17 protein-coding genes are annotated in these 23,629 nt (G+C 56.7%); all 17 read left to right on the top strand.

What is annotated here, in order from left to right; all coding sequences use genetic code 11:
• The first annotated feature begins 2 nt into the window (after window positions 1-2).
• The 17 genes from tssK to ACRCYW_RS07950 all read left to right on the top strand — a co-directional run bounded on the left by tssK (window position 3) and on the right by ACRCYW_RS07950 (window position 23,523).
• Window positions 3-1,337 (top strand): type VI secretion system baseplate subunit TssK, encoded by a 1,335-nt coding sequence (tssK, locus tag ACRCYW_RS08030; RefSeq protein WP_438549597.1) that lies wholly within the window; start codon window positions 3-5, stop codon window positions 1,335-1,337.
• 21 nt (window positions 1,338-1,358) lie between these two features.
• Complete coding sequence (gene icmH / locus ACRCYW_RS08025) at window positions 1,359-2,138, top strand: type IVB secretion system protein IcmH/DotU (protein ID WP_438549596.1); 780 nt, start codon at window positions 1,359-1,361, stop codon at window positions 2,136-2,138.
• Window positions 2,139-2,158: 20 nt separating this feature from the next.
• Window positions 2,159-4,813 (top strand): type VI secretion system ATPase TssH, encoded by a 2,655-nt coding sequence (tssH, locus tag ACRCYW_RS08020; protein ID WP_438549595.1) that lies wholly within the window; start codon window positions 2,159-2,161, stop codon window positions 4,811-4,813.
• Window positions 4,814-4,815: 2 nt separating this feature from the next.
• The gene (locus ACRCYW_RS08015; protein WP_438549758.1) at window positions 4,816-6,354 is read left to right on the top strand and encodes a sigma-54 interaction domain-containing protein; all 1,539 of its coding nucleotides are present in this window, start codon (window positions 4,816-4,818) and stop codon (window positions 6,352-6,354) included.
• Window positions 6,354-6,956, top strand: coding sequence for a type VI secretion system-associated protein VasI (gene vasI, locus ACRCYW_RS08010; protein WP_438549594.1), 603 nt, complete (start codon window positions 6,354-6,356; stop codon window positions 6,954-6,956). Before ACRCYW_RS08015 ends, vasI begins: the two co-directional genes overlap by 1 nt.
• A gap of 8 nt (window positions 6,957-6,964) precedes the next feature.
• Complete coding sequence (gene tssA, locus ACRCYW_RS08005; RefSeq protein ID WP_438549593.1) at window positions 6,965-8,377, top strand: type VI secretion system protein TssA; 1,413 nt, start codon at window positions 6,965-6,967, stop codon at window positions 8,375-8,377.
• A gap of 50 nt (window positions 8,378-8,427) precedes the next feature.
• Complete coding sequence (gene tssM, locus ACRCYW_RS08000; RefSeq protein WP_438549592.1) at window positions 8,428-11,919, top strand: type VI secretion system membrane subunit TssM; 3,492 nt, start codon at window positions 8,428-8,430, stop codon at window positions 11,917-11,919.
• A 42-nt stretch (window positions 11,920-11,961) separates the two neighbouring features.
• Entirely contained in the window at window positions 11,962-13,383 is a 1,422-nt protein-coding gene (locus ACRCYW_RS07995) for a VasL domain-containing protein (protein WP_438549591.1), read from the top strand.
• A 300-nt stretch (window positions 13,384-13,683) separates the two neighbouring features.
• Entirely contained in the window at window positions 13,684-13,971 is a 288-nt protein-coding gene (locus ACRCYW_RS07990; protein WP_438549590.1) for a type VI secretion system PAAR protein, read from the top strand.
• 10 nt (window positions 13,972-13,981) lie between these two features.
• The gene (gene tssI / locus ACRCYW_RS07985) at window positions 13,982-16,030 is read left to right on the top strand and encodes a type VI secretion system tip protein TssI/VgrG (RefSeq protein WP_438549589.1); all 2,049 of its coding nucleotides are present in this window, start codon (window positions 13,982-13,984) and stop codon (window positions 16,028-16,030) included.
• Window positions 16,031-16,069: 39 nt separating this feature from the next.
• Window positions 16,070-18,505, top strand: a complete 2,436-nt coding sequence (locus ACRCYW_RS07980; RefSeq protein WP_438549588.1) for a pesticin C-terminus-like muramidase — start codon at window positions 16,070-16,072, stop codon at window positions 18,503-18,505.
• Window positions 18,502-18,912, top strand: a complete 411-nt coding sequence (locus ACRCYW_RS07975) for a hypothetical protein (protein WP_438549587.1) — start codon at window positions 18,502-18,504, stop codon at window positions 18,910-18,912. Before ACRCYW_RS07980 ends, ACRCYW_RS07975 begins: the two co-directional genes overlap by 4 nt.
• Before the next feature lie 461 nt (window positions 18,913-19,373).
• Window positions 19,374-19,928, top strand: coding sequence for a hypothetical protein (locus ACRCYW_RS07970; RefSeq protein WP_438549586.1), 555 nt, complete (start codon window positions 19,374-19,376; stop codon window positions 19,926-19,928).
• Between the two features lie 273 nt (window positions 19,929-20,201).
• On the top strand, window positions 20,202-20,606 hold the full coding sequence (locus ACRCYW_RS07965) for a hypothetical protein (RefSeq protein WP_438549585.1): 405 nt from the start codon (window positions 20,202-20,204) through the stop codon (window positions 20,604-20,606).
• Window positions 20,607-20,792: 186 nt separating this feature from the next.
• Window positions 20,793-21,167 carry a lysozyme inhibitor LprI family protein gene (locus ACRCYW_RS07960; protein WP_438549584.1) on the top strand — a complete coding sequence of 125 codons (375 nt, stop codon included), beginning with the start codon at window positions 20,793-20,795 and terminating at the stop codon, window positions 21,165-21,167.
• Window positions 21,168-21,796: 629 nt separating this feature from the next.
• The gene (locus ACRCYW_RS07955) at window positions 21,797-22,084 is read left to right on the top strand and encodes a hypothetical protein (protein ID WP_438549583.1); all 288 of its coding nucleotides are present in this window, start codon (window positions 21,797-21,799) and stop codon (window positions 22,082-22,084) included.
• Window positions 22,085-22,725: 641 nt separating this feature from the next.
• Window positions 22,726-23,523 (top strand): hypothetical protein, encoded by a 798-nt coding sequence (locus ACRCYW_RS07950; protein WP_438549582.1) that lies wholly within the window; start codon window positions 22,726-22,728, stop codon window positions 23,521-23,523.
• Window positions 23,524-23,629 lie beyond the last annotated feature (106 nt).

The following is a 23,629-nucleotide window of genomic DNA, read 5'->3' as shown; positions in this document are numbered from 1 at the left end:
CCATGTCGAGTCGAAATCGGGTTATCTGGCGTGAGGGGCTCTTCATCAAGCCCCAGCACTTCCAGCAACAGCAAAGGCATTCGGATTACGCGCTGCACGCTCGGCTGAGCGCCTTGTCCGACTATTTCTACGGGCTCCAGTCCCTCGCCATCAACGAGGACTACCTCGGCTTTGGTCGCATCGCCCTGGTGGGGGCCACCGGCATACTGCCGGACGGCACCGTCTTCAACATTCCGAACGACGATGTGCTGCCGACCCCGCTGGAGATCACCGATGCCTCGGTGGCGAACCAGAAGGTCTATCTGGCGCTGCCCCTCTCGGTGAGCGGGGTCAACGAGGTCAATCAGGGGGGCCAGGTGGCCACCCGGCTGCAGGCCCATCGCCACGATGTGCGAGACCTGCACAGCGAAGGGGGAGATGTGGTCTCCCTCGAGGTGGGCCGGGTCAGCCTGCGGCTGATGCTGGAGCGCGACGATCGCAGCGCCTACGCGTCGCTGGCCATTGCCCGCATCCTGGACAAGCGTCCGGACGGCGGCCTGGTGCTGGATCCCAACTTCATGCCCTGCAGCATCAGCGTCTCCGCCATCCCGACCCTCAAGCGCTTCCTCGGCGAGTCCGCCGGCCTAGTGGCCGAGCGGGCCCGCAGCCTCTCCCAGCGCATCGCGGCGCCGGGGCAGCAGGGGGTTGCCGACGTGGCGGAGTTCATGATGTTGCAACTGCTCAACCGGGCCCAGCCCCAGTTGGCTCATCTCGCGCGCCTCGGCACCCTGCACCCGGAGCGGCTGCACGAGGCCCTGGTGCAGATCTGCGGTGAACTGATGACCTTTACCGACGAGTCCCGCCTGCCGCCTGAGTTTGCCGCCTATCGGCACGACGATCAGCAGCAGAGCTTCGAACCCGTGATGCTGGCCCTGCGCCAGGCCCTCAGTACTGTGCTGTCGCCGCGGGCCGTCTCCATCCAGCTGCGCAAGCACCAGTACGGCGTCATGGTGGCCGTGGTGGGGGAGAGCGAGCTGATGCAAAGCGCCGATTTCGTGCTGGCGGTGCGTGCCCGCATGCCCCAGGAGCAGCTGCGCAAGCAACTGCTGCAACAGACCAAGGTGGCGTCGAGCGACAAGATCCGCGAGCTCATCAGCCTGCAACTGCCCGGCATCCCGTTGCTGCCGCTGCCGGTGGCACCGCGCCAGCTGCCCTATCACGCCGGTTACAGCTACTTCCAGCTCGACAGGCAGAGCCCGGCCTGGCAGATGCTGGCGGTGGGCAACACGCTCGCCTTCCACATTGCCGGCGATTTCCCGGAGCTCGACATGCAGCTCTGGGCCATTCGCAGCCAGTGATCCCACAAGGAATAAGCACAGATGACCACGGACATTCTCAAGAACGAGCAACTCAGCGACCTGCTGTTCGATCATGCCGAGCAGCTGGACATGGACTCGGACTACTGGTTCCGCCTGCGGGGCCAGAGCATCAACCCCATGATCGACGCCGTGACTCCCTTGCTCGGTCTGGTGCAGCGGGTGCGCCTGCTGTCGCGCTACGACCGGGTGCCCGAGCTCTACCAGCGGGTGGTGACCGAGATCCAGGCCATCGAGCAGGAGCTGATGGCCCAGGGTTACGAGAACGGCGTCGTGCTCTCGTTTCGCTACATCCTCTGCACCTTCATCGACGAGGCCGTGATGGGCCGCGATTGGGGTAGCCAGAGCGAATGGTCTGAACACTCCTTGCTTACCCGCTTCCACAACGAGACCTGGGGCGGGGAGAAGGTGTTCGTGCTGCTCGCTCGCCTGCAGGAAGACCCGGTGCGCTATCGGGACATCCTGGAGTTCATCTACCTGTGCCTGTGCCTCGGTTTCGAGGGGCGCTACAAGGTGATGAGCAAGGGGCAGGGGGAGTTCGAGCGCATCGTCAAACAGCTGCACAAGCAGTTGTCCCCCGAGGCGAGCGGTGAGGCGCCCAGCGTGTTTCACCTGGATCTGGGTCAGCAGGCCTCCCGCTATCAGCTGCGCAAGCAGGTTTCCCTGCGCAGCCTGTTCATGGGCGGGGCCCTGATCCTGGCCATCATCTTTGGCCTCTATCATCACCAACTCAATAACCAGACCCAGGACGTTCTGCGTCAACTGGGCGAATTACTAAAATAATATCCTGAGGAGAGCACGCCTTGATTCGTATAGAGCTACCGGTACTGGTGGAAAGACTCAATCCCATCTGTCGTCACATGCTGGAGGAGGCTGCGGCCCTCTGTGTCAACCACCAGGGGGCCGAGATCCGCATCGAGCACCTGCTGCTGAAGATGCTGGACACCCCGCTGTCCGATGTGCGGCAGATCCTCAAAAGGGCCGAGGTGGAAGTGGAGGAGCTGCGCACCCTGCTGCAACCCTCATCCGCCGACAGCGGCTATGGGCAGGGCTATCCTTCCTTCTCGCCGCTCCTGGTGGAGTGGCTGCAAGACAGCTGGCTGCTGGCGTCCGCCGAGCTGCAGCACGGCCAATTGCGCAGCGGCGTCATGCTGCTGGTGCTCCTGATGACCCCCCAGCGCTACCTGCCGGGGTCGGTGACTCGCCTCCTGGCCAATGTCAATCGGGAGCTGCTGCGCCAGCAGTTCGACGAGTGGGTGAAGGAATCGGCCGAGACGCAAGTGACCGTCTCCAGCAACGGCAACGCCGCCCAAGGTGCGACCGGGGCGGTCCTGCCTGCCGATGCCAGCCTGCTGGCCCGCTTCACCGTCAACGTGACCGAGCAGGCCCGTCAGGGCACCCTGGACCCCGTGCTCTGCCGGGATCACGAGATCGATCTGATGATCGACATCCTCTCCCGTCGTCGCAAGAACAACCCCATCGTTGTGGGGGAGGCCGGTGTGGGCAAGAGCGCCCTCATCGAGGGGCTGGCCCTGCGCATGGTGGCGGGTCAGGTGCCTGAAAAATTGCGTGAAGTGGAGCTGATGACCCTGGATCTCGGCGCCATGCAGGCCGGGGCCTCGGTCAAGGGGGAGTTCGAGAAGCGCTTCAAGGGAGTGATGCAGGAGGTCAAGGACGCGGTGCGCCCCGTCATCCTCTTTATCGACGAGGCCCACACCCTGATAGGGGCGGGCAACCAGGCCGGTGGTCTGGACGTTTCCAATCTGATCAAACCCGCCCTGGCTAGGGGTGAGCTGCGCACCATAGCCGCCACCACCTGGGGCGAGTACAAGAAATACGTGGAAAAAGACGCGGCCCTGTCCCGCCGCTTCCAGCTGGTGAAGGTGGGGGAACCCAATGCGGAGGAGGCCACCGTCATCCTGCGGGGCCTGCGCAGCATCTATGAGCGGGCCCACGGGGTGCTCATCGACGAGGAGGCGCTGCAAGCCGCCGCCCAGCTCTCAGCCCGTTACATCTCCGGTCGTCAGCTGCCGGACAAGGCCATCGACGTGCTGGACACCGCCTGTGCCCGGGTGGCCATCAACCTCACCACGCCGCCGCGCGCCGTCAGCCACCTGCAAAACGAGCTGCGCCAGCGTGAGCTGGAGATCCGCCAGCTGGAGCGTCAGCGCCTCATTGGCCTGGGTGACAACGAGGAGCGTCTCGCCGAGTTGCAGGCCGCCCAGTCTGCCAGCCGTGAGGCCCTGGTGGAGCAGGAGGCCAGTTGGCAGCAACAGCAGGGGCTGGTGCAGCAGATAGTGGCCCTGCGCGCCGCCCTGCTGGCAGACGAACAGGATGAGTTGTTAAGAAGAGAGGCGCTGGATCTGGCGGATGCGCCCTTGGACCCGCAAGCCGCCGCCGAGCAGCTGGCGGCGCTCGAGGCTGAGCTTGCCGACTTGCAGCAAGAATCCGTGCTGGTCTCCGCCCACGTGGACAAGACCCAGATCGCGGCGGTGATCGCCGAGTGGACCGGGGTGCCGCTCAATCGCATCTCCCAGGGGGAGCTCGACGTGGTCACCCGGTTGCCTGAGTACCTGGGGGATCTCATCAAGGGGCAGGATGTGGCTGTGGCCCATCTGCACAAACATCTGCTGACCGCCCGCGCCGACTTGCGCCGCCCGGGTCGCCCCCTCGGTGCCTTCCTGCTGGTGGGGCCGAGCGGGGTCGGCAAGACAGAAACCGTGCTGCAGATCGCCGAGCTGATGTTCGGCGGTCGCCAGTACCTCACCACCATCAACATGTCAGAGTATCAGGAGAAGCACACGGTATCGCGTCTCATCGGCTCGCCCCCCGGTTACGTGGGCTTTGGCGAGGGTGGCGTGCTGACCGAGGCCATTCGCCAGAAGCCCTATTCCGTGGTGCTGCTGGATGAGGTGGAGAAGGCCCACCCGGATGTGCTCAACCTCTTCTACCAGGCGTTCGACAAGGGCGAGCTGGCGGACGGGGAGGGGCGCATCATCGACTGCAAGAATGTGGTCTTCTTCCTCACCTCCAACCTGGGCTTCCAGACCATAGTCGATCACGCCGAGCAGCCGGACGTCCTGCTGGATGCGCTCTACCCCGAGCTCGCCGCCTTCTTCAAGCCGGCGCTGCTGGCGCGCATGGAGGTGATCCCCTATCTGCCGCTCGGTCACGAGACGCTCGTGCAGATCGTGGGCGGCAAGCTCAACCGGCTGGTCAAGCTGCTCAAGGAGCGCTTCGGCGCCGAGGTGGAGCTGGATTCCGAGGTGGCCGAAGAGATACTGCGCCGGGCCAATCGCAGCGAGAACGGGGCCCGCATGCTGGAATCCGTCATCGACGGTGCCCTGCTGCCGCCGGTCTCCCTGCAGCTGCTGCAGCGCCTTGCCGCCGGTGAACCCATCAACCGGGTGCGCTTCTATGTGGCGGATCAGCAGTTCGTGGCCGAGGTGGGGGCTTGAGTATGGAGCAAGCCCTCGCCTTTGCCCTCGAGCTGACCGAGCAGCGCGACGAGCCGCACCTGTGCCAATGGTGGTCACAGGTGCTGCACGCGAGCTTCCAGCCGAAGGGCATGCTGCTCGGCATGCTGGAGGTGAGCGGTCGCCAGCTGGCGTGCAGCGGTTGGGTCAAGGAGCAGGCGGTGAGCCTCTCCCTGGCGGTGGATGACTTCTCCCACCCCCTTGCCTATGTGCTGCACAAGGCCCAGTCCCGCACCTGGGACTCCCTGCACGGGGGTGCGCGCATCGAGCACAAGGAGTTTCGCGCCCTGCTCTCCAACCTCGGCCAGCAGTGCGGCCTGCACGCCTTCCCCCTGCTGGATGGCAACGGCAAGCCGTTCGCCGTGCTGGCCATGATGGACAGCGCCGAGCAGTTGCAGGAGTGGACCGACGGCCCCGAGCTGGCCCAGCTCTCTCAGGTGTTTTGCAACCAGCTCACCCTCATCCGGGATCTGGGGCGCAGCCGCCGGGATCAGAGCGTGCTGAGAGACTCTCTTCGCCAGATAAAAGGGGAAGATCAGGTCAAGAAGCAGCACGAGAAGCTGCTGGCTGACCAGTTGGTGGGTCAATCCGCGGTGATCTGCGGGCTGCGCGAGCAGGTCCATCAGGCGGCTCAGCACAAGCTGACCGTGCTCATTCAGGGGGAGACCGGCAGCGGCAAGGAGGTGGTCGCCCGCCTGGTGCACCAATGCTCGGATCGCGCTGGCAAGCCGTTCGTGGCCATCAACTGCGCCGCCATCCCGGAAAACCTCATCGAGAGCGAGCTGTTTGGCTACCAGAAGGGGGCCTTCTCCGGGGCGCTTAGCAACAAGGCCGGGCTGGTGGCCCAGGCCAACGGCGGCACCCTGTTCCTGGACGAGGTGGGGGACATGCCTGCCGCCATGCAGGCCAAGCTGCTGCGGGTGCTGGAGACGCGCAGCTACCGGCCCCTCGGGGCCGAGCAGGAGCTCCACTCCGATTTTCGCCTCATCGCCGCCACCCATCAGCCCCTCACTCGTCAGGTGGAGGATGGCCAGTTCCGGGCCGATCTCTATCACCGCCTCTGCCAGTGCCTGCTGCTCATCGCCCCGCTGCGCGAGCACATGGACGACGTACCCATGCTGTGCCAGCACTTCATGACCCAGTTTGCCGAGCAGGATGGCAAGGCCCTCGGTGGCCTGCACCGCCAGTTCCAGAAGCAGCTGCAGAGCTACGACTTCCCCGGCAACGTGCGCGAACTGCGCAACCTGCTGGAGGTGGCCTGCGCCCACACCCGCCACGGGGAAGAGGTGGTGCTGGAGGCGTTGCCTCCCGAGCTGCGGGAACGGGTCTGCGTGGAGCTGCCCGGCTCGATGGACAATTACAACCACATTCGCGACCTGCGCCGGGCCATGCAGTTGTATGAGGCCTCCGTCATCGAGGCGCGGCTGCGCTACTTCCAGGGCAACCGCATGCTGGTGGCCGAGAGCCTGAACATTCCCAAGCGCACCCTGGATCACAAGTGCCAGAAGCTGGAGGTGAACTGATGAGCGTCCTCACCCTGTTGCCCCTCTTGCTGGCGAGTACCGCCGCTCCCCAGCTGGATATGGCCGGCTGGCAGCAGTGCCGGCGCGAGGCCTCCCCCCTGGTGCGCCTCGCCTGCTATGACGCCCTCGGCAGCGCGGGCGAGCCCGCCGAAGTGAGCGGGGCGGCCAAGTCCCCCGCCTGGCAGGCCATCTGGGATCAGGAGCAGAGCCGAACCCCGGACAGTCCCCCCTTCCTGCTGCAAAGCGATCCGGGCCGTGGCAGCGAGATCCTGACCCGTCCGGCCCTGCGGGGGGCAACGCTCTCCATCGGCTGCGTCGACAGCATCACCCACATCCGGCTGCGACTGGACAACCCCTGGGCCGGGGAGAAGGTGCAGGTCGAGCTGGATGGTCAGCCAAGTGCCGGTACCCATAGCTGGTTTATCCGGGATCAGGGGCTGCTGCTGGAATATGGCCGCGGCCTACCCGCCATCGAGGAGCTCAAGCGCTGGCTGGGCCATCGCGAGTTGCAGGTGCGGGCCGACAACGGCGCCCTGATACGGGTCGACTTGAGCGGCCTGAAAACCGCCCTGGCGCCCCTGCGCCAGCAGTGTCGCTGGTAGGAGGGGAGATGAGCTATCAACACCCCTGGTGTGGCCGCCTGCTCGCCAGCCTGCCGGATGAACAGATGAAGGGGGCCGTCCTGGCGGACGAGCCACGTTGGGACTATGTGGAGACCGAGCTGGTCAAGCTCGGCTCCCTGGCTCATGCCCAGGTGGATCTTAATGCGGTGGCGGAAGCCTGCCTGGGCCTCCTGGAGACGCGCACCAAGGACATGCGGGTGCTGGCCCAGCTGCTGCGCTGCCTGCAACACCCCGCCAAGGCAACCCCCATGGGGGCGGCCCTCAGCCTGCTGGAGTCCTGGATCCGTGCTTACTGGCTGCTGGCCTGGCCCGGCAATGCCAGCCAGAAACAGCGGCTGATGGTGCAGATCGTCAAGCGCTTCGAGGGGGCCCTGCCGCGGGTCTGCGAGAGCGCCTCGGCGGCCGAGTTGGCCCAGTTGCTGACTCAGGCCGAGCAGCTCGGCGCCTGCTGGTTGGTGCAGTGTCCGGACAAGGGAGAATTGCTGGATCCGCTGCTGATGGGGCTGAGACGGGCCCAGCGCCAGCAGGCCGCCCAGGCCGAGGCGGACGGGGCTCTGGCCCCGGCGACGGGCAGTGGGAATACGACTACCCATGCCAGCCAGGGTGCAGCCATGGTGCTGAGCGGTGCCAGCAAGGAGCCGGGCATCGAGATAGACAGCTCCAATGACCGCGCCTGGCGCCAGACCCAGCTCAAGGTGGCGGAGTTGCTCATCGAGCGCCAGCCGGAGGCGGCCGTGGGCTATCGCCTGCGTCGTCACGCCATCTGGGCCGGGATCACGGCCCCCCCCATGGCGACCCGGGACAACAAAACCCAGCTGGCCCCCATGTCGGCGGACATGGTGGACGAGTATCGCGCCGCCCTGGGATCGGCGGATCTGGCGCTCTGGCAGCGCATCGAGCAGAGCCTGACCCTGGCCCCCTACTGGTTCGAGGGGCACCGCCTCTCGGCCCAGGTAGCGGACAAGCTGGGATTTGGCGCCGTGGCCCAGGCCATCAGGGAGGAGCTGGGCGGCTTCCTGCAGCGCCTGCCGGCCCTGCGGGAGCTTGGTTTCAGCGACGCCAGTCCCTTCCTGTCCCCCGAATGCGAGCGCTGGCTGCAACCGGTGAATCGCGGTGCGGGGGAGGCGGGCGGGAGCCTAGGGGAAGAGGTCGCCCAGCGCCATGGGGAGCAGGGCATGGCCGCGGCGCTGTCCCTGCTCGATGAGCGCATGCAGCAGTTGCAGGAGCCTCGCGCCCGCTTTCACGCCCAACTGGTGCAGGCGGAGCTGCTGGCGCAGGAGGGCATGGGGGCGCTGGCGCGTCAGCACTATCAGCATCTGTGGCAAGAGGCGAGCCGCCTGGGATTGGCGCAATGGGAACCCGGATTGGTCAGTCGCCTGGAACAGCAGGCAGCTGGGTAAATGACATGCATGGCGAAATGAGTCGCTGAGTCGGAGTTGGATCACATTTTATGTTCAAGACCATTTTTACCTTTCTGCGGCAACAGCTGCCGAAATTGAAACCCTCCTGGCCTCTGCTCGGCGCAGTGCTCTGGGTTGTCGCCCTGATCCTAGCGTGGTGGCTCGGCCCCCGCCTCGAGATCCGCGATGCGAAGCCACTCGAGCCCCTGTGGGGACGGGTGGTGTTCACTTTGCTCTGGCTTTGGTTGCTGCTGGGGGTACTCTCCTGGCGGATGTGGCGCAAGATGCAGCAGCTCAAGGCCGAGCGCCAGCAGGAGACGGTACTGGAGCAAGATCCTGTGCAGGGTCTGCTGGATCGCCAGGGGCTATTCCTGGGACGCTGGTTGCAGGCCCTCGATGAGCACCTTGGCAAGGGGGCCCGCTACGCCATGCCCTGGTACCTGGTGCTGGGGCTGCCCGGCAGCGGCAAGAGCAGCCTCATTCACAGGGCCAACCCGGCCAACAAGCTCAACCCGAGACTCGATACCGAGCTGAGGGACGTCGCCCAGGATCAGCTGATCGACTGCTGGCTGGGGGAGCAGGCGGTGATGCTGGATCCCGCCGGCGAGCTCCTGTCCCAATCCGAACCCGAGCTGGATCCGCTGGCGCGCAAGCACGAGCGGCTCTGGCTGCATCTGCTGAACTGGCTGTGCGAGCATCGTCGTCGCCAGCCCCTCAACGGCCTGGTGCTGACGGTGGACCTGGCCTGGCTCTCCCACGCCAGCGTGGCCGAGCGCAAGGCCTATGCTCAGCTGATGCGCTCGCGCCTGCAGGAGGTGTCGGCCACCATGAACACCCGGCTGCCCCTCTACGTCACCTTCACCAAGCTGGATCTGCTGCGCGGCTTCGATGTTGTGTACGAGCAGCTGGACAAGGAGGCCCGCGAGGCCGTGCTGGGGGTGACCTTCAACCCGAGCGGTAATCACGACTGGCAGCAGGAGCTGACCCAGTTCTGGGATCAGTGGGTGGACAACCTCAACCAGAACCTGCCCGAGCTGATGCTGGCGAGGCTGGATGCCGGTCAGCGCAGCGCGCTGTTCTCTTTCGTGCGCCAGCTGGCGGGGCTCAAGGACTATGTGACCAGCCTGCTGGACGAAACCCTGGCAATAGAAGAGAGCAAGCCGCTGTTGGTGCGCGGTGTCTACATCAGCTCCGTCTATCAGCAAGGGGTGCCGTTCGATGCGTTCGCTCAGGCGGCCTCCCGCCGCTACAACCTGCCGGAGCCCATTCACTCGGCCCTGCGTGGGGAGTCCAACACCTATTTCGTGCGAGAACTCTTCTCCGGCATCATCTTCCCCGAGGCCCATCTGGCCGGGGAGAACCGGTTGCATACCCTCTATCGCCGTCGCCGCATGGCCATCGGCATAGGTTGCCTCTCCTTGTTCTCGGCGGCCCTCATCGGCGGCTGGCACTACTTCTATCGGGTGAATGAAGAGGCCGGGCGCAACGTGCTGACCAAGGCCCAGGCCTTCACCAGTACCCGCGAGCTGACCGACGATCACGCCTTCGGGGTGAGCCAGCTGCCACGCCTGAACCTCATTCGCGAGGCGACCCTCTCCTTTGGCAACTACCGCGAGCGCACCCCGCTGGTGGCCGACCTTGGCCTCTATCAGGGGGACGAGATCGGCCCCTATGTGGAAGGCTCCTACCTGCAACTGCTGAGCCTGCGCTTCCTGCCGGCCCAGATGCAGGGGCTGATGGATGATCTCGAGCTGGCACCCGCCGGCAGCGAGGAGAAGCTCTCCATCCTGCGGGTGATGCGGATGCTGGATGACGCCTCCGGCCGCAACAAGGAGCTGGTGGCGCAGTACATGGCGAGCCGCTGGCAACGGGCCTTCCCGGGCCAGGGGCCGGTGCAGGAGCAGCTGATGGGGCACCTGGACTACGCCCTGGATCACACCGACTGGTATGGCGCCAGAGTGGCCAAGGATCAGGCCGCCATCACCGCCTTCGTCCCCTTCAAGGAGCCGGTGTACGGCGCCCAGCGCGAGCTTGGCAAGCTGCCCATGTATCAGAGGGTCTACCAGAACCTGGTGGTGAAGGCGGGGGATCAGTTGCCGCCGGATCTCAACGTGCGCGATGAGGTGGGGCCCACCTTCGATACCGTCTTCGCCCTGCGCAACGATCAGGCGGGGCAGGTGCCGCGCCTGCTGACCTGGCCAGGTTTCAGCGACTTCTTCCTCAAACAGGACAAGGCACTGATCGATCTCACTGCCATGGATGCCTGGGTGCTGGGTCAGCGCAAGCTGAGTCAACTGAGCGAGGCGGATCGCAAGGAGATCACCCGCCAGGTCAACGAGCGTTACGTCACCGACTACGTCAACCAGTGGCAGAACCTGCTGACCAACCTGGACGTGCAGAACCTGGAGAGCCCGGAGCAGGCGCTGGACGTGCTGACCGCCATCACGGGCAACGATCAGCCGTTCCAGCGCGTCCTGGCGGCGCTGGATGACAATACCCGCATTCGCAAACTGTCCGATGTGGAAGGGGATCCGGCCCAAGCCATCACGGCCCGCATCGGTCGCCCCTTCATGGCCACCAACGCCGCCTTGGCGGGTCGCGGTGAGCAGGGCCCCCTCATCCAGGAGGTGAACCAGAAGCTGGTGGAGCTGCAGCACTATCTGGAGCTCATCGTCAACGCCACCGAGCCGGGCCAGTCTGCCTTGAAAGCGGTGCAACTGCGTCTGACCAACAAGTACGCCGACCCCGTGTTTGCGCTGCAGCAGTATGCCCGCGGCCTGCCGGCGCCGCTGGATCGCTGGGTGGGGCAACTCTCCGAGCAGAGCTCGCGGCTGGTGGTGGATCTCGCCATGTCTTCTCTTAACCAGGAGTGGCAGGACAAGGTGTTGGCTCCCTTCAATAGCCAGCTGGCGGGGCGCTATCCGTTCGAACCGGGGTCGTCCAAGGACGTACCCCTGTCCGAGATGGAGCGCTTCTTCGCACCCAATGGGACCCTGGACAGCTTCTATCAGGTCAACCTCAAGCCCATGGTGGAGAGCGGCCTGATGGAAGGGGAGCTCGGCTCTCCGGTGCAGGCGGAGCTGGTAAAACAGCTGGATCGCGCCGCCCGCATCCGCCAGATCTTCTTCAGCCAGCAGGGCAACCTGGAGGTGCAATTTGCCCTCGAGCCCATCGAGCTCACCGCCAACAAGCGGCGCAGCGTGCTGAATCTGGACGGTCAGTTGCTGGAATACGCCCACGGCCGGCGCACCAAGATCCCATTGGTGTGGCCCAACACCATGCGTGACGGGGCCGAGAGCAAGATAACCCTGGTGCCGGCGGCCCGCGAGCGCTCCCCGCGCAGCGAAGGCTTCGTCGGGCCCTGGGCCATGTTCCGCCTGATGGACAAGGGGGAGCTGACCCAGGTCAACGAGGCGACCTTCGATGTGCGTTTCCCGGTGGATCAGGGATCCATGACCTATCGCGTCTACACAGACAGCGCGCAGAACCCCTTCACCGGCGGCCTGTTCAGTCAGTTCAAGTTGCCCGAATCCCTCTATTGATGATCCGGTGGGGCCCCAGGCCCCACCGCGTTGGACGCTCATATGACACATAACCAGCAAGGCCAGCAGGCACTGAACGTGGGGCGCGACCCCAGGATGTTGCCGGAATACGAAGCGCTGCGCGCCGAGATCAACAAGCTCAGCCACGCCTCGCGCCCCGAGGTGGACTGGCTTCGGATCCATCAGCTCGCGAGCCAGATCTTCGAAAAACACGGGGTGGATCTGCAGACCGCCATCTACTTCACCCTGGCACGCTCGCGCTTGCAGGGGTTGAGCGGTTTTACCGAGGGATGCGAGTTTCTGGCCAACCTCATCGTGACCCAGTGGGACAGTTTCTGGCCGCCGGTGCAGCAGGAGCGGGCCCGCATCGAGATGCTGGACTGGTTCATCGCCCGCATCAGCGACGTCATTCGCCAGTACCAGATAAGCCACGAGGACAAGCGGCTGGTCTATCGCTGTGAGCGGGCGTTGCAGCTCATCAGCGAGAAGTTGCACAACGCCGGTCTCAGCCGCATTCCCCGGGTCGAGAACCTGGTGCACTTCATCGAGGGTTACACTCATCTGTTCGATGAGGCTGAGATCGTCATCGTCTCCGACGAGCCCGGCCTCAAGGATGAGCTGCAGATCCCCCCCATGGTCTATTTCAAGGGGGACATGGATCAGGGCAGTACCTCATCCTCCGCCCAGACGAGCCCCCATCTGCCCCAGGGCAGCATCTTGGTGGGGCGGGAGAAGGGTCAGGTCAAGCCCACCGTGCTCAAGATAGAGCAGCATCGCAAGCAGCGCCCCGCCTGGTTCTGGTTTGGCTGCGGCCTGCTCAGCTGCGCCCTGCCGGTGATGGCCTGGTTTGGCTGGCAGCATCAGCAGGAGGCGAAAGTATTGGCCGCCCAGCGCCTGCAACAGCCGGCCGCCGAGCTGCCGCGGGTGCTCAGCTATGACGACATCCGTCAGGCGCGCATCGTATTGGGTGAGCAGGCCCTGCAGGGGATGGAGAGCGAGCTGGTGGCCCGTTACCAGTCCCAGCTCGCCCGCCTCGAACAGGCCTCCCCCCTCGATGGCTATCGCTATGGGGAGGGGCTGCGCAGCTCGCTGTTGATGCTCTACCCCGACTCCCTGGCGGTGAAGGCGCTGGACAAACAGTGGCAGAACGCCCTTGCCGGTCAGCAAGGGGATCCTATCAGCGTGCCGACCTATCTGGATGCCCGCGCCGGGGTGGATGCCCTGCTCGATCAGCTGCTGGAGCTGGAGCGCCAGCGCAAGACGGTGACCATCTCCTACCTCAAGTCCCAGCTCTACGAGGTGCAGAAGAACCTGATGCAGAACATCCCGTTCAGCCTGCGCCTCAACGAACTGGAGGCGCGCAAGGCAGCCCAGGAACCCATCACGGCGGCGGATCTCAAGGGGCTGGAAAATGACCTCAAGGCGCTCAATGTCCGCCTCTATCAGCTGCAACAGAGCAATTAAGGCGTTTAATCTTCCGGCTCGCGCAATAAGTTGCGCAAATTGCAGCTAGATCAACTGGCTATCACAGGGTTTTTATGGTGTTTGTGCTGCTACGGGCAAGTTGTTGCAGTCTGATCTGCCAAGGCTCGAAAGCCAGCTTGTAACGCGATGATTTAAAAGCAGTTTATTAAATCATGGCGTTGGCATGGAGGCTGCTGAGCAGCCTCTCCAGCTGTTCCTCGGCCGAGGCTCACCTTGGTGGGGTTGGGCCATGGCAGGGGATGCGCCAAGGCAACCCCTTCGCCCACACGGAGAATTCAGATGTGTCCCACGATTGCATTGCTCGGTGACATAGGCACCGACCACGACGGCTTCCACCCATCCCCGGTGATCGCCGCCAGCCCGGATGTCTTCCTCGACGGCAAGCCGGTGGCCCGCCAGGGGGATCCCCTGGCTCCCCACGATAAACCGAACAATCCCCCCCATCCTCGCAGCATCTCGGGGGGAGTTGGCTCAGTGCTGGTGAACGGCAAGCCCATCGCCGTCACCGGTACCGCCATCGGCTGCGGTGGCGTGGTGATTGGATCGGGCAGCGGACAGGCAGGATAAGGAGCCGATCATGGCAGACAGCACAGGATTACAATTCACCGTCAAGGTGGGGGCCTTGCCCGAGAGTACCTTCGTGGTGGCAGAGTTCGCGCTGGAAGAGGCGCTGAACGCACCCTTCCAGCTGAGGCTGGAGCTGGCCAGCCCCCAGCCGGACGTGGACTTCGGCGCCGTGCTGGACCAGCCCTGCGAGCTACTCATTTGGTACAACGGCGAGTTGCAACGGCGGGTGTGCGGGGTGGTGAGCGACTTTGCGCAAGGGGACAGCGGTTTTCGCCGCACCCGCTACCAGTTGCTGGTGCAGCCGGCCCTGTGGCGGCTGTCGCTTCGCCAGAATTCCCGTATCTTCCAGGCCCAGAAGCCGGACGAGATCCTCAGCATCCTGCTGCAGGAGCACGGCATCACCGACTACGCCTTCGCGCTCAAGAACGAACACGCGAAGCGGGAGTACTGCGTCCAGTACCAGGAAACGGACCTCGCATTCCTGAACCGGCTCGCCGCCGAAGAGGGGCTCTTCTACTTCCACGAATTTGAGCAGGGCAAGCACCGGGTGGTGTTTGCCGACGATGCCGCCGCATTGACCGCGGGCCCCGAGCTCTTCTTCAACCTGGGTAATCGCTCCTTGGAGCAGGGCCCCTATGTGCGTCAGTTCCACTACCGGGAGGCGGTGCGCCCTTCGGATGTGGAGCTCAGGGACTACAGCTTCAAGACCCCGGCCTATGGCTTGTCCCACAAGAAGGTAGAAGCGGAACTCTCCCATCAGCGGGACAGCTACCAGCACTTCGACTACCCGGGCCGCTACAAGCTGGACCCGAGTGGCAAGGCGTTTGCCCAGCACAGGCTCGACGCCCTGCGCAATGACGCCGTCACCGGTCAGGGCAAGTCCAACTGCGCGGCCCTGCTGCCGGGCCAGACGTTTTCCCTCACCGAACACCCGAACGGGGCGCTCAACGCCGACTGGCAAGTCGTGCGTATCAGCCACACCGGCCAGCAGCCCCAGGCGCTGGAGGAGGAGGGGGGTAGCGGCCCGACCGTCTACCACAACGAGTTCGGGGTAGTAAAAGCCAGCAGCACCTGGCGGGCCCGCATCGGCAGCCCACAGGCGCCCCACAAACCCATGGTGGACGGCCCGCAAATCGCGACCGTGGTCGGGCCAGAAGGGGAGGAGATCTACTGCGACGAGCACGGCCGGGTGAAGCTGCAATTCCCCTGGGACCGCTACGGTTCGAGCAACGATCAGAGCTCCTGCTGGGTGCGGGTGAGTCAGGGTTGGGCTGGCGGCCAGTACGGCATGATGGCGATCCCGCGTATCGGCCACGAGGTCATAGTGAGCTTCCTCGAAGGGGATCCGGACCAGCCCATCATCACTGGCCGCACCTATCACGCCACCAACCGGCCGCCCTACGAGTTGCCAGCGAACAAGACCCGCACCGTGCTGCGCACCGAGACCCATCAGGGGGAAGGGTTCAATGAGCTGAGATTCGAGGATCAGGCGGGTAAGGAAGAGATCTACATCCACGGTCAGAAAGACCTGAACCTGCTGATCGAGAACGACGCGGCCTGGCACATCAAGCACGACGAGCACAGGGACATCGACAATGAGCGGGTGACCCGGATCAAGGCCAATGACCATCTCACCGTGAACGGCGAGAAACGGGATCAGATCAAGGGTGACTATTCCCTCACCGTGGATGCGTCCATGCACCAGAAGCTGGGCCAGTCCCTGCTGGTGCAGGCCGGGCAGGAGGTGCACATCAAGGTGGGGGACAAGCTGGTGCTGGAGGCGGGAGCCGAGATCACCCTCAAGGGGGGCGGCAGCTTCGTGAAAGTGGATCCGAGCGGCATCAAGTTGGTGGGCCCAGCCATCAAACTCAACGCCGGCGGCAGCGCTGGCTCAGGCTCCGGCTGGGCAGGCAAGGCTCCCGTGGTGCCCAAGGCCGTGGAAGTGGTCAAGGCCCCCGAGGCGCTGGAGTTGGCCAAGGCCGTCCCCACCGAAAAAGCGATTGAGGCGCTGCTCAAAGAGCAGGAGCCTGCACAAACCTTCTTTGTACCATCCCGTTAAGAGCGATAGTGTCGTGCGATCACGAGTAAAAAGACGAAAATGAAAATTCTATATCCAATGCAAGTGGGCAGTGGTGATACCCCCAAAGAAATTGCCTCGCTTGAAGAGTTTATCGGAAAGCTCAATGGTGAACCGGGTGGCACTTTCCTATTGGGCGGCAACCGTATCTGGCATGGCGGCATTCATTTTAGCGATAAGGGAGGTTGGCACCCAGAGGGGGCTGTGCGAGCGATCGCCGATGGAGAGATAGTGGCCTACCGCATTGCCTCCGAGCCAGCAGCTGTGCAGCTTGAGCCGGAAGAGGGGAAACCTGGTGAGGGGATCACCTTGCGAACATCCCCTTCATTTTGCCTGATCCGTCATCACTATGAAGCCACAGAAGAGGTTTCCGGACAGCAGCAGCCAAAGCGAAATACCCTTACCTTCTACAGCCTCTATATGCATATTGCTTGCAAAAATGCTTATCAGGGTGAGCCAGAGCATCATGTGCTGACAGGGAGCGGTGTCGCTATATACAAGGCCACAGCGAATCTGCAATTTCAGAAAGAGGACAGGCTGGGCACGGCTCGCAAGGGGGCCGAAGTTACCTTGATTGGGGCTCCATCAGAGCGGATGAATCTGAAGAATGAGCCTTATTCTTACCAGCTAGTCAGCTATGCAACCCCAAAGGGCGATGATCCGTCAGAGTTTTATGTGGCCTCACAATTTATCAAGGAAGTACGCAAGGTTGAGCCCGACTGGATGATGTCTAAGCAAGATATTCCTTGTCTCTACCCGGTCAGCCGCAATAGCTATCTGCGTAAGAGCAAAGAACAGGGGGAGGCTGTGGCTACGGGATTGCCAAAAATGAGCAAAATAGCACGAACCACCGCTCAGCCAGTCGTATTTTCCAATATGAAAGAGTATCTCGAGATTGAGGTCTGGGAGGTTGCCCAAGGCAAACTGACCGATGGTACAGGGAGAGTTGTGCCGAATGCCTCGAAAGGTGAGCGTTACTGGGTTGCCAAAGAGATGTTGGGCCAACCCAGCGATGCCGTTCGGCATACTCCCATTGTTTATGACAAAGTGGCGCTGCGGCATAACGATCCCATTTCGGTCAAGGCCGGTGAAGTGGTCGGGCATTGGGGCGAGCATGAAACACCGAAACCAACGGCCAATGGCTATGTTCTCAATGAAGATCGTAAAGCCATACATATGGAGATATTTGTCGCAGAGAATGACAAGGAGGCTCTGAGTAAATGTATCAGTAACGAAGGTAATTTGGTCAAAGGACAAGAGTATCTGCTGCTCAAAGAGGGGGAGCAGATAGATACCTACAAGTTGACCAAGGAGAACAATCAAACCAGTTACAGCAAGGTAGGAGCATTTGGTCCATTAGATGCCCCTAAACCGATAAAAACTCAGGACATAGTTCTCCATGGTGCCGACAAATTTGTGAAAGTGGCCGAGGATCAGCATGTACTTATTAGTGGTGATATCCGATTGGTGAACCAGCATGAGTGGGCCATGCTGGGTGTGACATTGGTGGATGGTGGCTCGGATCCCGATGGATTCCTTGACAAAGCTGACACTGACGGCAAGGAAGGAGGGGACTTTTTCAGCGCAGTCTACGAAGAGCTGGTGACAGATCGGGATGGTGATGGCAGTATCGGTGCCGATGAAATCAAGGCTGCGATGGCCGAAAAAATGGTCGCAGACAAAGTGCGTAACCTCTTTATCAAGCATGAAAGTGAATGGGTAAAGCGCGATACGTGGCCAAGGCTAGAGCAAGAGCTGAAAAATATGCCAAACCTGTACAAATACGTGCTGGACGTCACCAATAAAATGGCTTGGATAGAAGAGGCTGTTGATGTGGTAGGTGATACCAAACCCTGGTTTATTCATACGGCAGGGATGATGGGGTTGATAGGGAAGAGCGAGAATGAGTCATCACTAAAAATCGATTATGACTTCATTCATAGCTTAGAGGGGGGGATGATTTTAAATGGCTATGTACCTGAGCCAGAAACTAGCCAAAGTGGTGTGACAATATCTGTTGGTTTTGACTTAGGTGCTAGAAACTTGTCTGACCTTAATCGACTTGGCTTAAATGCTTCTTTAGTATCTAAGTTGGCACCTTATTTAGGGAGAAAAAAATCCGAGGCAGATCGTTATGTTAGAAACAATCCATTAGCAGTTACCTTAGATGAAGCAAATGAAATCTATTTGGCCGTTAAAAAACAAAGTACAGAGGAGTTAATTAGAAAATATAATTCTGAAAGCTTAATTGATTTTGAGTCCTTACCTAAGGAAGCTCAGACAGTTATTGCCTCTGTCGAGTATCAGTACGGCTCTCTAAAAGCTAGTACACCAGCACTTTGGGAACAAGTTGTAAATCAAGAATGGCAGGGTGCTTATGAAAATCTCCTGGACTTTGGGGATGCTTATATTACAAGAAGACGCAAAGAGGCTGCATATTTAAAGGGTATACTATGAAATTTTTGACTATTGTTTTTTTGTCTTTTTCATTTTCTGTCGTGGCTAATGTTCAGGCATTTACGCATTCAGAATTGCAAGTTATATATGAAAGGTTGAATATATCAACTTTCCGAAGCTCTTTGATGCCAAAGAGAACAAAGGATAAAATTTATTTAAGTCAAATGGGGTTTTCTAAACCTAGTTATTTTAGTGATGGTTTTTTGATAGATAATAAGGACTGGGTGTATACATTTACCGTTATAGAAAAAAAGGATAAAAATAGAGATGGGGTAACTGATTACACCATATGTTTTTCGGATAAATCGAAAGCTGGGACATATAATGCTGTTCAGCCAATGTTGATTTCACCATTAGGTGTTGATGGTCAATATATAGCGCTGTCATACACTGTTGATGGATGCTGACTTTAAATAGGGGGGCTAGATCCTGATCTAGTACCCTCTTTAGTATTCAGTAAGCGATAGCCATTTATTATTATAAACTATTTTTCCGCACCATGGTTTTCTATTTTTGATGTAAGTCAATGTCATAATTTTGTATAACTCTATCCGAAAAGAAGAGGGTCGGCTACAAGGGTGGGCAAACAAATTTAATTGTGTGATAAATATCAAGCCGCTTGCTGGCTTACTTAAAGTGATCTCCTTGCCGGAGTTTTTTGATATATCAGTTACCAAGTAATTTTAAAATGATGACTGGATGTTAAATTGCATGTTAATTATTTTAAGAGTAAAACCTAGGGTAAGAGCATGAAAGCATACCCAACCTGTACAAATATGTGCTGGATGCCACCAATAAAATGGCTTGGATAGAAGAGGTTGCTGCTGTGGTGGGTGATGTCAAACCCTGATATATTCATCCAGCTGGGATGATGGCCCTTTTCGAGGATAAACATACTGGTTGTGCATGTAATCGTGATTTAACATTGGAAGAACTTAAGTCACTTAAACTCGCCAGAGGTGTTTCAGATGAGAGATTGCAGACTTATCTGGATACGTTTAATAAATTATCTAGCGACCACTCTGTAACTACTTGCGTGGGGAAAGCACACTTTTTAGCGCAAGTCGTTTATGAAAATGGCAATCTTTATTACACCAAAGAGATCGGATGGAATGCAAAATCCTATAGTCCTTGGTATGGTAGAGGACTTATACAAATTACGTTCAGAGACAATTATCAAGCATATGGTGATTATGTAGGTGAAGACTTTACCAGCTCTGATGAATGCAGAGAGAAATTGAGTGTTGCTCCCCATGTTGTAAAACCAGCATATTGGTATATATATTTCGGCCGTTCTGCATGTCAAAGGACATTTGAAAAAGACGACCTGTTGTATAGTAGCTTATTAGTAAATGGTGGCTTGACTCACTATATAAACAGGCAGCTTAAAATCAATCTGACCATTGATAACTTCGCGAATTAAAATGTATTTGTTAAGAATATAAATGGAGGGTATAGGTTTGAAGATAGTGAAATTTATAATATGAGGAAAGGAGCTTTGGCGTGGTGGGGGCGGAATAATAAAGTCGGTGCGAATAATAGTCCTCAAAGCTCTAACAGGATATAGACGTTTTTAAACTCTATTAGATGCACAACCATTAACTCAGCAGGAAGCTGATAAAAAGTGGTATAGACGGTTCTGCCAGGACTGGCGGGAATTTGTTGAACAGTGTATGGTGATTCTAGAGTAACTGACATGAAAAAATATTTAGTCTTAATGTTTGTTATACTCTCTTCGGCCTGCCATGCTGAAGATGTCGGTGTGGATTCTCGGTGCTTTGTGAGCACTGATGGTAAAATTAAAATGCGAATGATGTGGGCCTCAACTACAGGTTGGGTTGGAGGATATGTTCAATATGGGAATAATAAAGATAAAATAACTATAGTCCAGACAAACTATGAAGAAGAGGCGACAGATGAAGGGCCGCCATATACTGCCAATAGTGACTGGATTGAAATAATTAATAGTAAGGTAAACGGAAGGTATCACTTTTGCTATCAAGGTGCTAATTTTTACGACATATTTTACATAAATTCAAAAGGAAAGAAATTTAATTTTTATCAAGCGTCAGAAAATTATGAAGATTGTTTTTTATTGTGAAAGTTATGAAATGCTGAAGTACCTTATACATCTAGGTGTCACCACATCTTAGAGGTCATTTATTATCGTTGAGGGACTGTCACCCTCCTAATCTAGCTCTATTTCCAAAAGTTACGTATATAGCAATAGTCGAGATGAACGTATTAGCATCCCACTCGATAGACCTTAAAGAAGGTGTAACTATTTATGATTATACTAGGATGTTTCTTTGCGTCATCGATAGCAATGTTTGATGTAAGGCAATGCGATAAATTTGACTTGATAGCTCGATTTAAGTGTGTTGACTCATTGTATAAAGAGTCAGATGCAGAACTTAATAAAGTTTATAAAGATATTTTTTCATACTTACAGAATGATTATGAGGGAGTTGGTGAACCTAGAACGAAATATTTAAAATTAGCTCAGCGTGACTGGATTAAGTTTCGTGATTCTAGTTGTAACTTTGAGAACCCACAAGGCATGGGGTCTGGAGGAGAAGGCTTTGGTGTCGAATATCTAACCTGTCAGCTTGAAAAAATTATTGACAGAATTGATTATTTAAATAAATTCAACCAGAATTAAAAAGTTTATCTAAGAAGTTATTTTTAGTTAAGAGGAAGGCTGAAAAAATTAAAGTCGGCCTGCTATGATTATTTTGTTCGCTAATACAATAAAAATCTGGAATGTCCACTGTTTTGATAGCTGCACATTGGTAGCTTCGCTTCATTGGTGCGCAGAGGACGGTTGCCATCCCCCGTCGCCATCGCCGCAGGCGAGACAATAGGATACCTCGGCCTGGTGGAAACGCCGGGTTCCCTTATTGGGGGAAAGAGAGCAAAGATCAGGTGTATCTCGAACTCTTTACCCAGGAGCCTCGCCTTGACGACGTGCTGGCCAACAAAGCGGGCATCAGGGGGGACTATCTATGCCAAGGTGCCAACAGAGCTCGTCTTGCATGAGAAGAAAAAGCAAGCAGGATGGTAAGGATCTGTGGGTGGCGATGGAGGGCAAGAGTCAGGAGGAATTGGTCGAATCTCCCACGGTAGAGAAAGATGCGGCACATCTGAAGTGGGTTTTGGGCCTTCAAGATACAGGCCTTAAATATGAATATAAGTTGCCCCGTATTATGAAGTCTAATGGGTAGGTAGAATGAAAAACTGCATTTTTGTTTTTTATTTTTTTGTGGAGCCGTGTCGTCTAATGAAATAGATATGTTTTGTGCAGAAAAGGACACTAATGGTAAAGTGAAAGCAGAAAGGATAAGCAGTGCAGAGTCTGGTTATATTGTTTCAGTAAAGGGAAGAAGTTATTTTTATTCAGCCCCATATGATAAATGTAAAACTAATAAGTTCATTATATTTAAAGATCAACTTGATGCTTATATGGAGTATAATAGATTTCATTATATAATGCATTTGGGGAAGAATGGGGTGACAACCGAAGGGTGGGTGAAATCTGAAAGTATAAAAGGAAATAGTTATGGTCTAGGTAATCGGTGAGGATGCTGCAAGTAAAGTTACTTTCCGTTGGACAAGCTAAGCTTTATCTGTTGCCAGCGCCAACACGGGGACAATTCAATACTGGTGAAAGCATTGGCTATCTCGAACTAGCAGAAATACTGATTCTCTAGTTGGTGGCATGCAGAGAAAAATCAAATTTATCTGCGGTATTTACTTAGGAACCAGATGTAGAGGATGCTTTATCCAATAAAGCAGGGCGATAATTATTGCGCCAGCGCTGATGACTATCTAGGTGAAATATTCCGTTTATGCACTTCAGCGACCTAGTTACCAGTGTCGATACCGACAAGTGTTGTGAGCTAAGCAACGAAAAGAGCACACCTAAACAAGCTCATCGTCAGACACCCCAGTAAGTGGCATTGGAAGTCTTCTGCTCGTCATTATTTTTGGTCATGTAATATTTTGATAAAACCATTTATTATTGATATCCAACAAGATCTATAATAATGTTGTCAACCACCAAAAATACATAATATATGACGTGTAGAATCTGGCGCCAGCTGCAGAATATCCGTATTGTAGTCATGCGTTATGGGGTAAGTATTGACCCCGAATACAAAAAGTTTGATATATTTCATGATGTCGTCTTGTATGGATAGACTCCTTTATAAGGGATGGAAATGATAAATAAAATTGTTATTGTCTTTTTATTCTTTGCTTCTAGCTCGTATGCAGCGTGTGAAAATATAATTTCACTTTGGAAGAAATTTGAAAATAAGCATGTAGAATATGATACATTCGATGTTACTGTGACGTCACAGGGTAGAACATCATTCTACATCTATCCGCTAGATGAGTGTGAATCAAAGAATGTATTTATTATAAAGGGTGATAAAGCTGTATCATATGCATCATACAATGGATTCCAATATATAAATTACGTGGATAAAAATGGCGCAGTACATGCGGGATGGGTAAAGTCATCACGCATTGACGTTAGCGATATAAAAATTAAAAACATTGATGTAAATAAAAATGATTTTTTTATATACTATGATGGCTTCGAGGTAAATATTGATACTAATTATGAGAAACTATATCCAGAACTTAAGAATAATACTGAAGCTGGTGATGTAATAAAGTTCATGAATGTATTCAGAACTATAAATGGTGTTGACTATAAATTTTTTATACATGATTTTAGCTCCATATATATGGAATCATCAAACCTTAACTATGATAAGACTAAGAGAGACTTTGATGATTATCGAATTAGTAAAATTATACTAAATAAGCACAATGGATTCAGTAGTCGAGGGATATATATAGGAAGTAAAATGTCTGATGTTTTAAGTATATATGGTAAACCTGTTGGTAATGAGGTTGGGGTATATTCATATATGTATTATAATAAATCTATTAGGTTTACTGGTTCTGATGCCGTAAATACAATAGAAGTTGAAATAAAACCCTTATAGTCATTTTTAACATGAATATAGTAGGATTAAGATATATAAATATAGCGCCATTCATATGTAATACATATGCACAGAAAGAGGTGCGCTGATTTAATATATTTTTTAA

The organism is Aeromonas sp., from assembly GCF_051657805.1.
Lineage (GTDB): Bacteria > Pseudomonadota > Gammaproteobacteria > Enterobacterales > Aeromonadaceae > Aeromonas.
This window is presented reverse-complemented; position numbering and strand designations above follow the sequence as displayed.

What these genes read in the sequence shown, in the direction of transcription:
- tssK (WP_438549597.1), top strand. Translation starts at nt 3, where the DNA reads ATGTCGAGTCGAAATCGGGTTATCTGGCGTGAGGGGCTCTTCATCAAG.
- icmH (WP_438549596.1), top strand. Translation starts at nt 1,359, where the DNA reads ATGACCACGGACATTCTCAAGAACGAGCAACTCAGCGACCTGCTGTTC.
- ACRCYW_RS08015 (WP_438549758.1), top strand. Translation starts at nt 4,816, where the DNA reads ATGGAGCAAGCCCTCGCCTTTGCCCTCGAGCTGACCGAGCAGCGCGAC.
- vasI (WP_438549594.1), top strand. Translation starts at nt 6,354, where the DNA reads ATGAGCGTCCTCACCCTGTTGCCCCTCTTGCTGGCGAGTACCGCCGCT.
- tssA (WP_438549593.1), top strand. Translation starts at nt 6,965, where the DNA reads ATGAGCTATCAACACCCCTGGTGTGGCCGCCTGCTCGCCAGCCTGCCG.
- tssM (WP_438549592.1), top strand. Translation starts at nt 8,428, where the DNA reads ATGTTCAAGACCATTTTTACCTTTCTGCGGCAACAGCTGCCGAAATTG.
- ACRCYW_RS07995 (WP_438549591.1), top strand. Translation starts at nt 11,962, where the DNA reads ATGACACATAACCAGCAAGGCCAGCAGGCACTGAACGTGGGGCGCGAC.
- ACRCYW_RS07990 (WP_438549590.1), top strand. Translation starts at nt 13,684, where the DNA reads ATGTGTCCCACGATTGCATTGCTCGGTGACATAGGCACCGACCACGAC.
- tssI (WP_438549589.1), top strand. Translation starts at nt 13,982, where the DNA reads ATGGCAGACAGCACAGGATTACAATTCACCGTCAAGGTGGGGGCCTTG.
- ACRCYW_RS07980 (WP_438549588.1), top strand. Translation starts at nt 16,070, where the DNA reads ATGAAAATTCTATATCCAATGCAAGTGGGCAGTGGTGATACCCCCAAA.
- ACRCYW_RS07975 (WP_438549587.1), top strand. Translation starts at nt 18,502, where the DNA reads ATGAAATTTTTGACTATTGTTTTTTTGTCTTTTTCATTTTCTGTCGTG.
- ACRCYW_RS07970 (WP_438549586.1), top strand. Translation starts at nt 19,374, where the DNA reads ATGATGGCCCTTTTCGAGGATAAACATACTGGTTGTGCATGTAATCGT.
- ACRCYW_RS07965 (WP_438549585.1), top strand. Translation starts at nt 20,202, where the DNA reads ATGAAAAAATATTTAGTCTTAATGTTTGTTATACTCTCTTCGGCCTGC.
- ACRCYW_RS07960 (WP_438549584.1), top strand. Translation starts at nt 20,793, where the DNA reads ATGATTATACTAGGATGTTTCTTTGCGTCATCGATAGCAATGTTTGAT.
- ACRCYW_RS07955 (WP_438549583.1), top strand. Translation starts at nt 21,797, where the DNA reads ATGTTTTGTGCAGAAAAGGACACTAATGGTAAAGTGAAAGCAGAAAGG.
- ACRCYW_RS07950 (WP_438549582.1), top strand. Translation starts at nt 22,726, where the DNA reads ATGATAAATAAAATTGTTATTGTCTTTTTATTCTTTGCTTCTAGCTCG.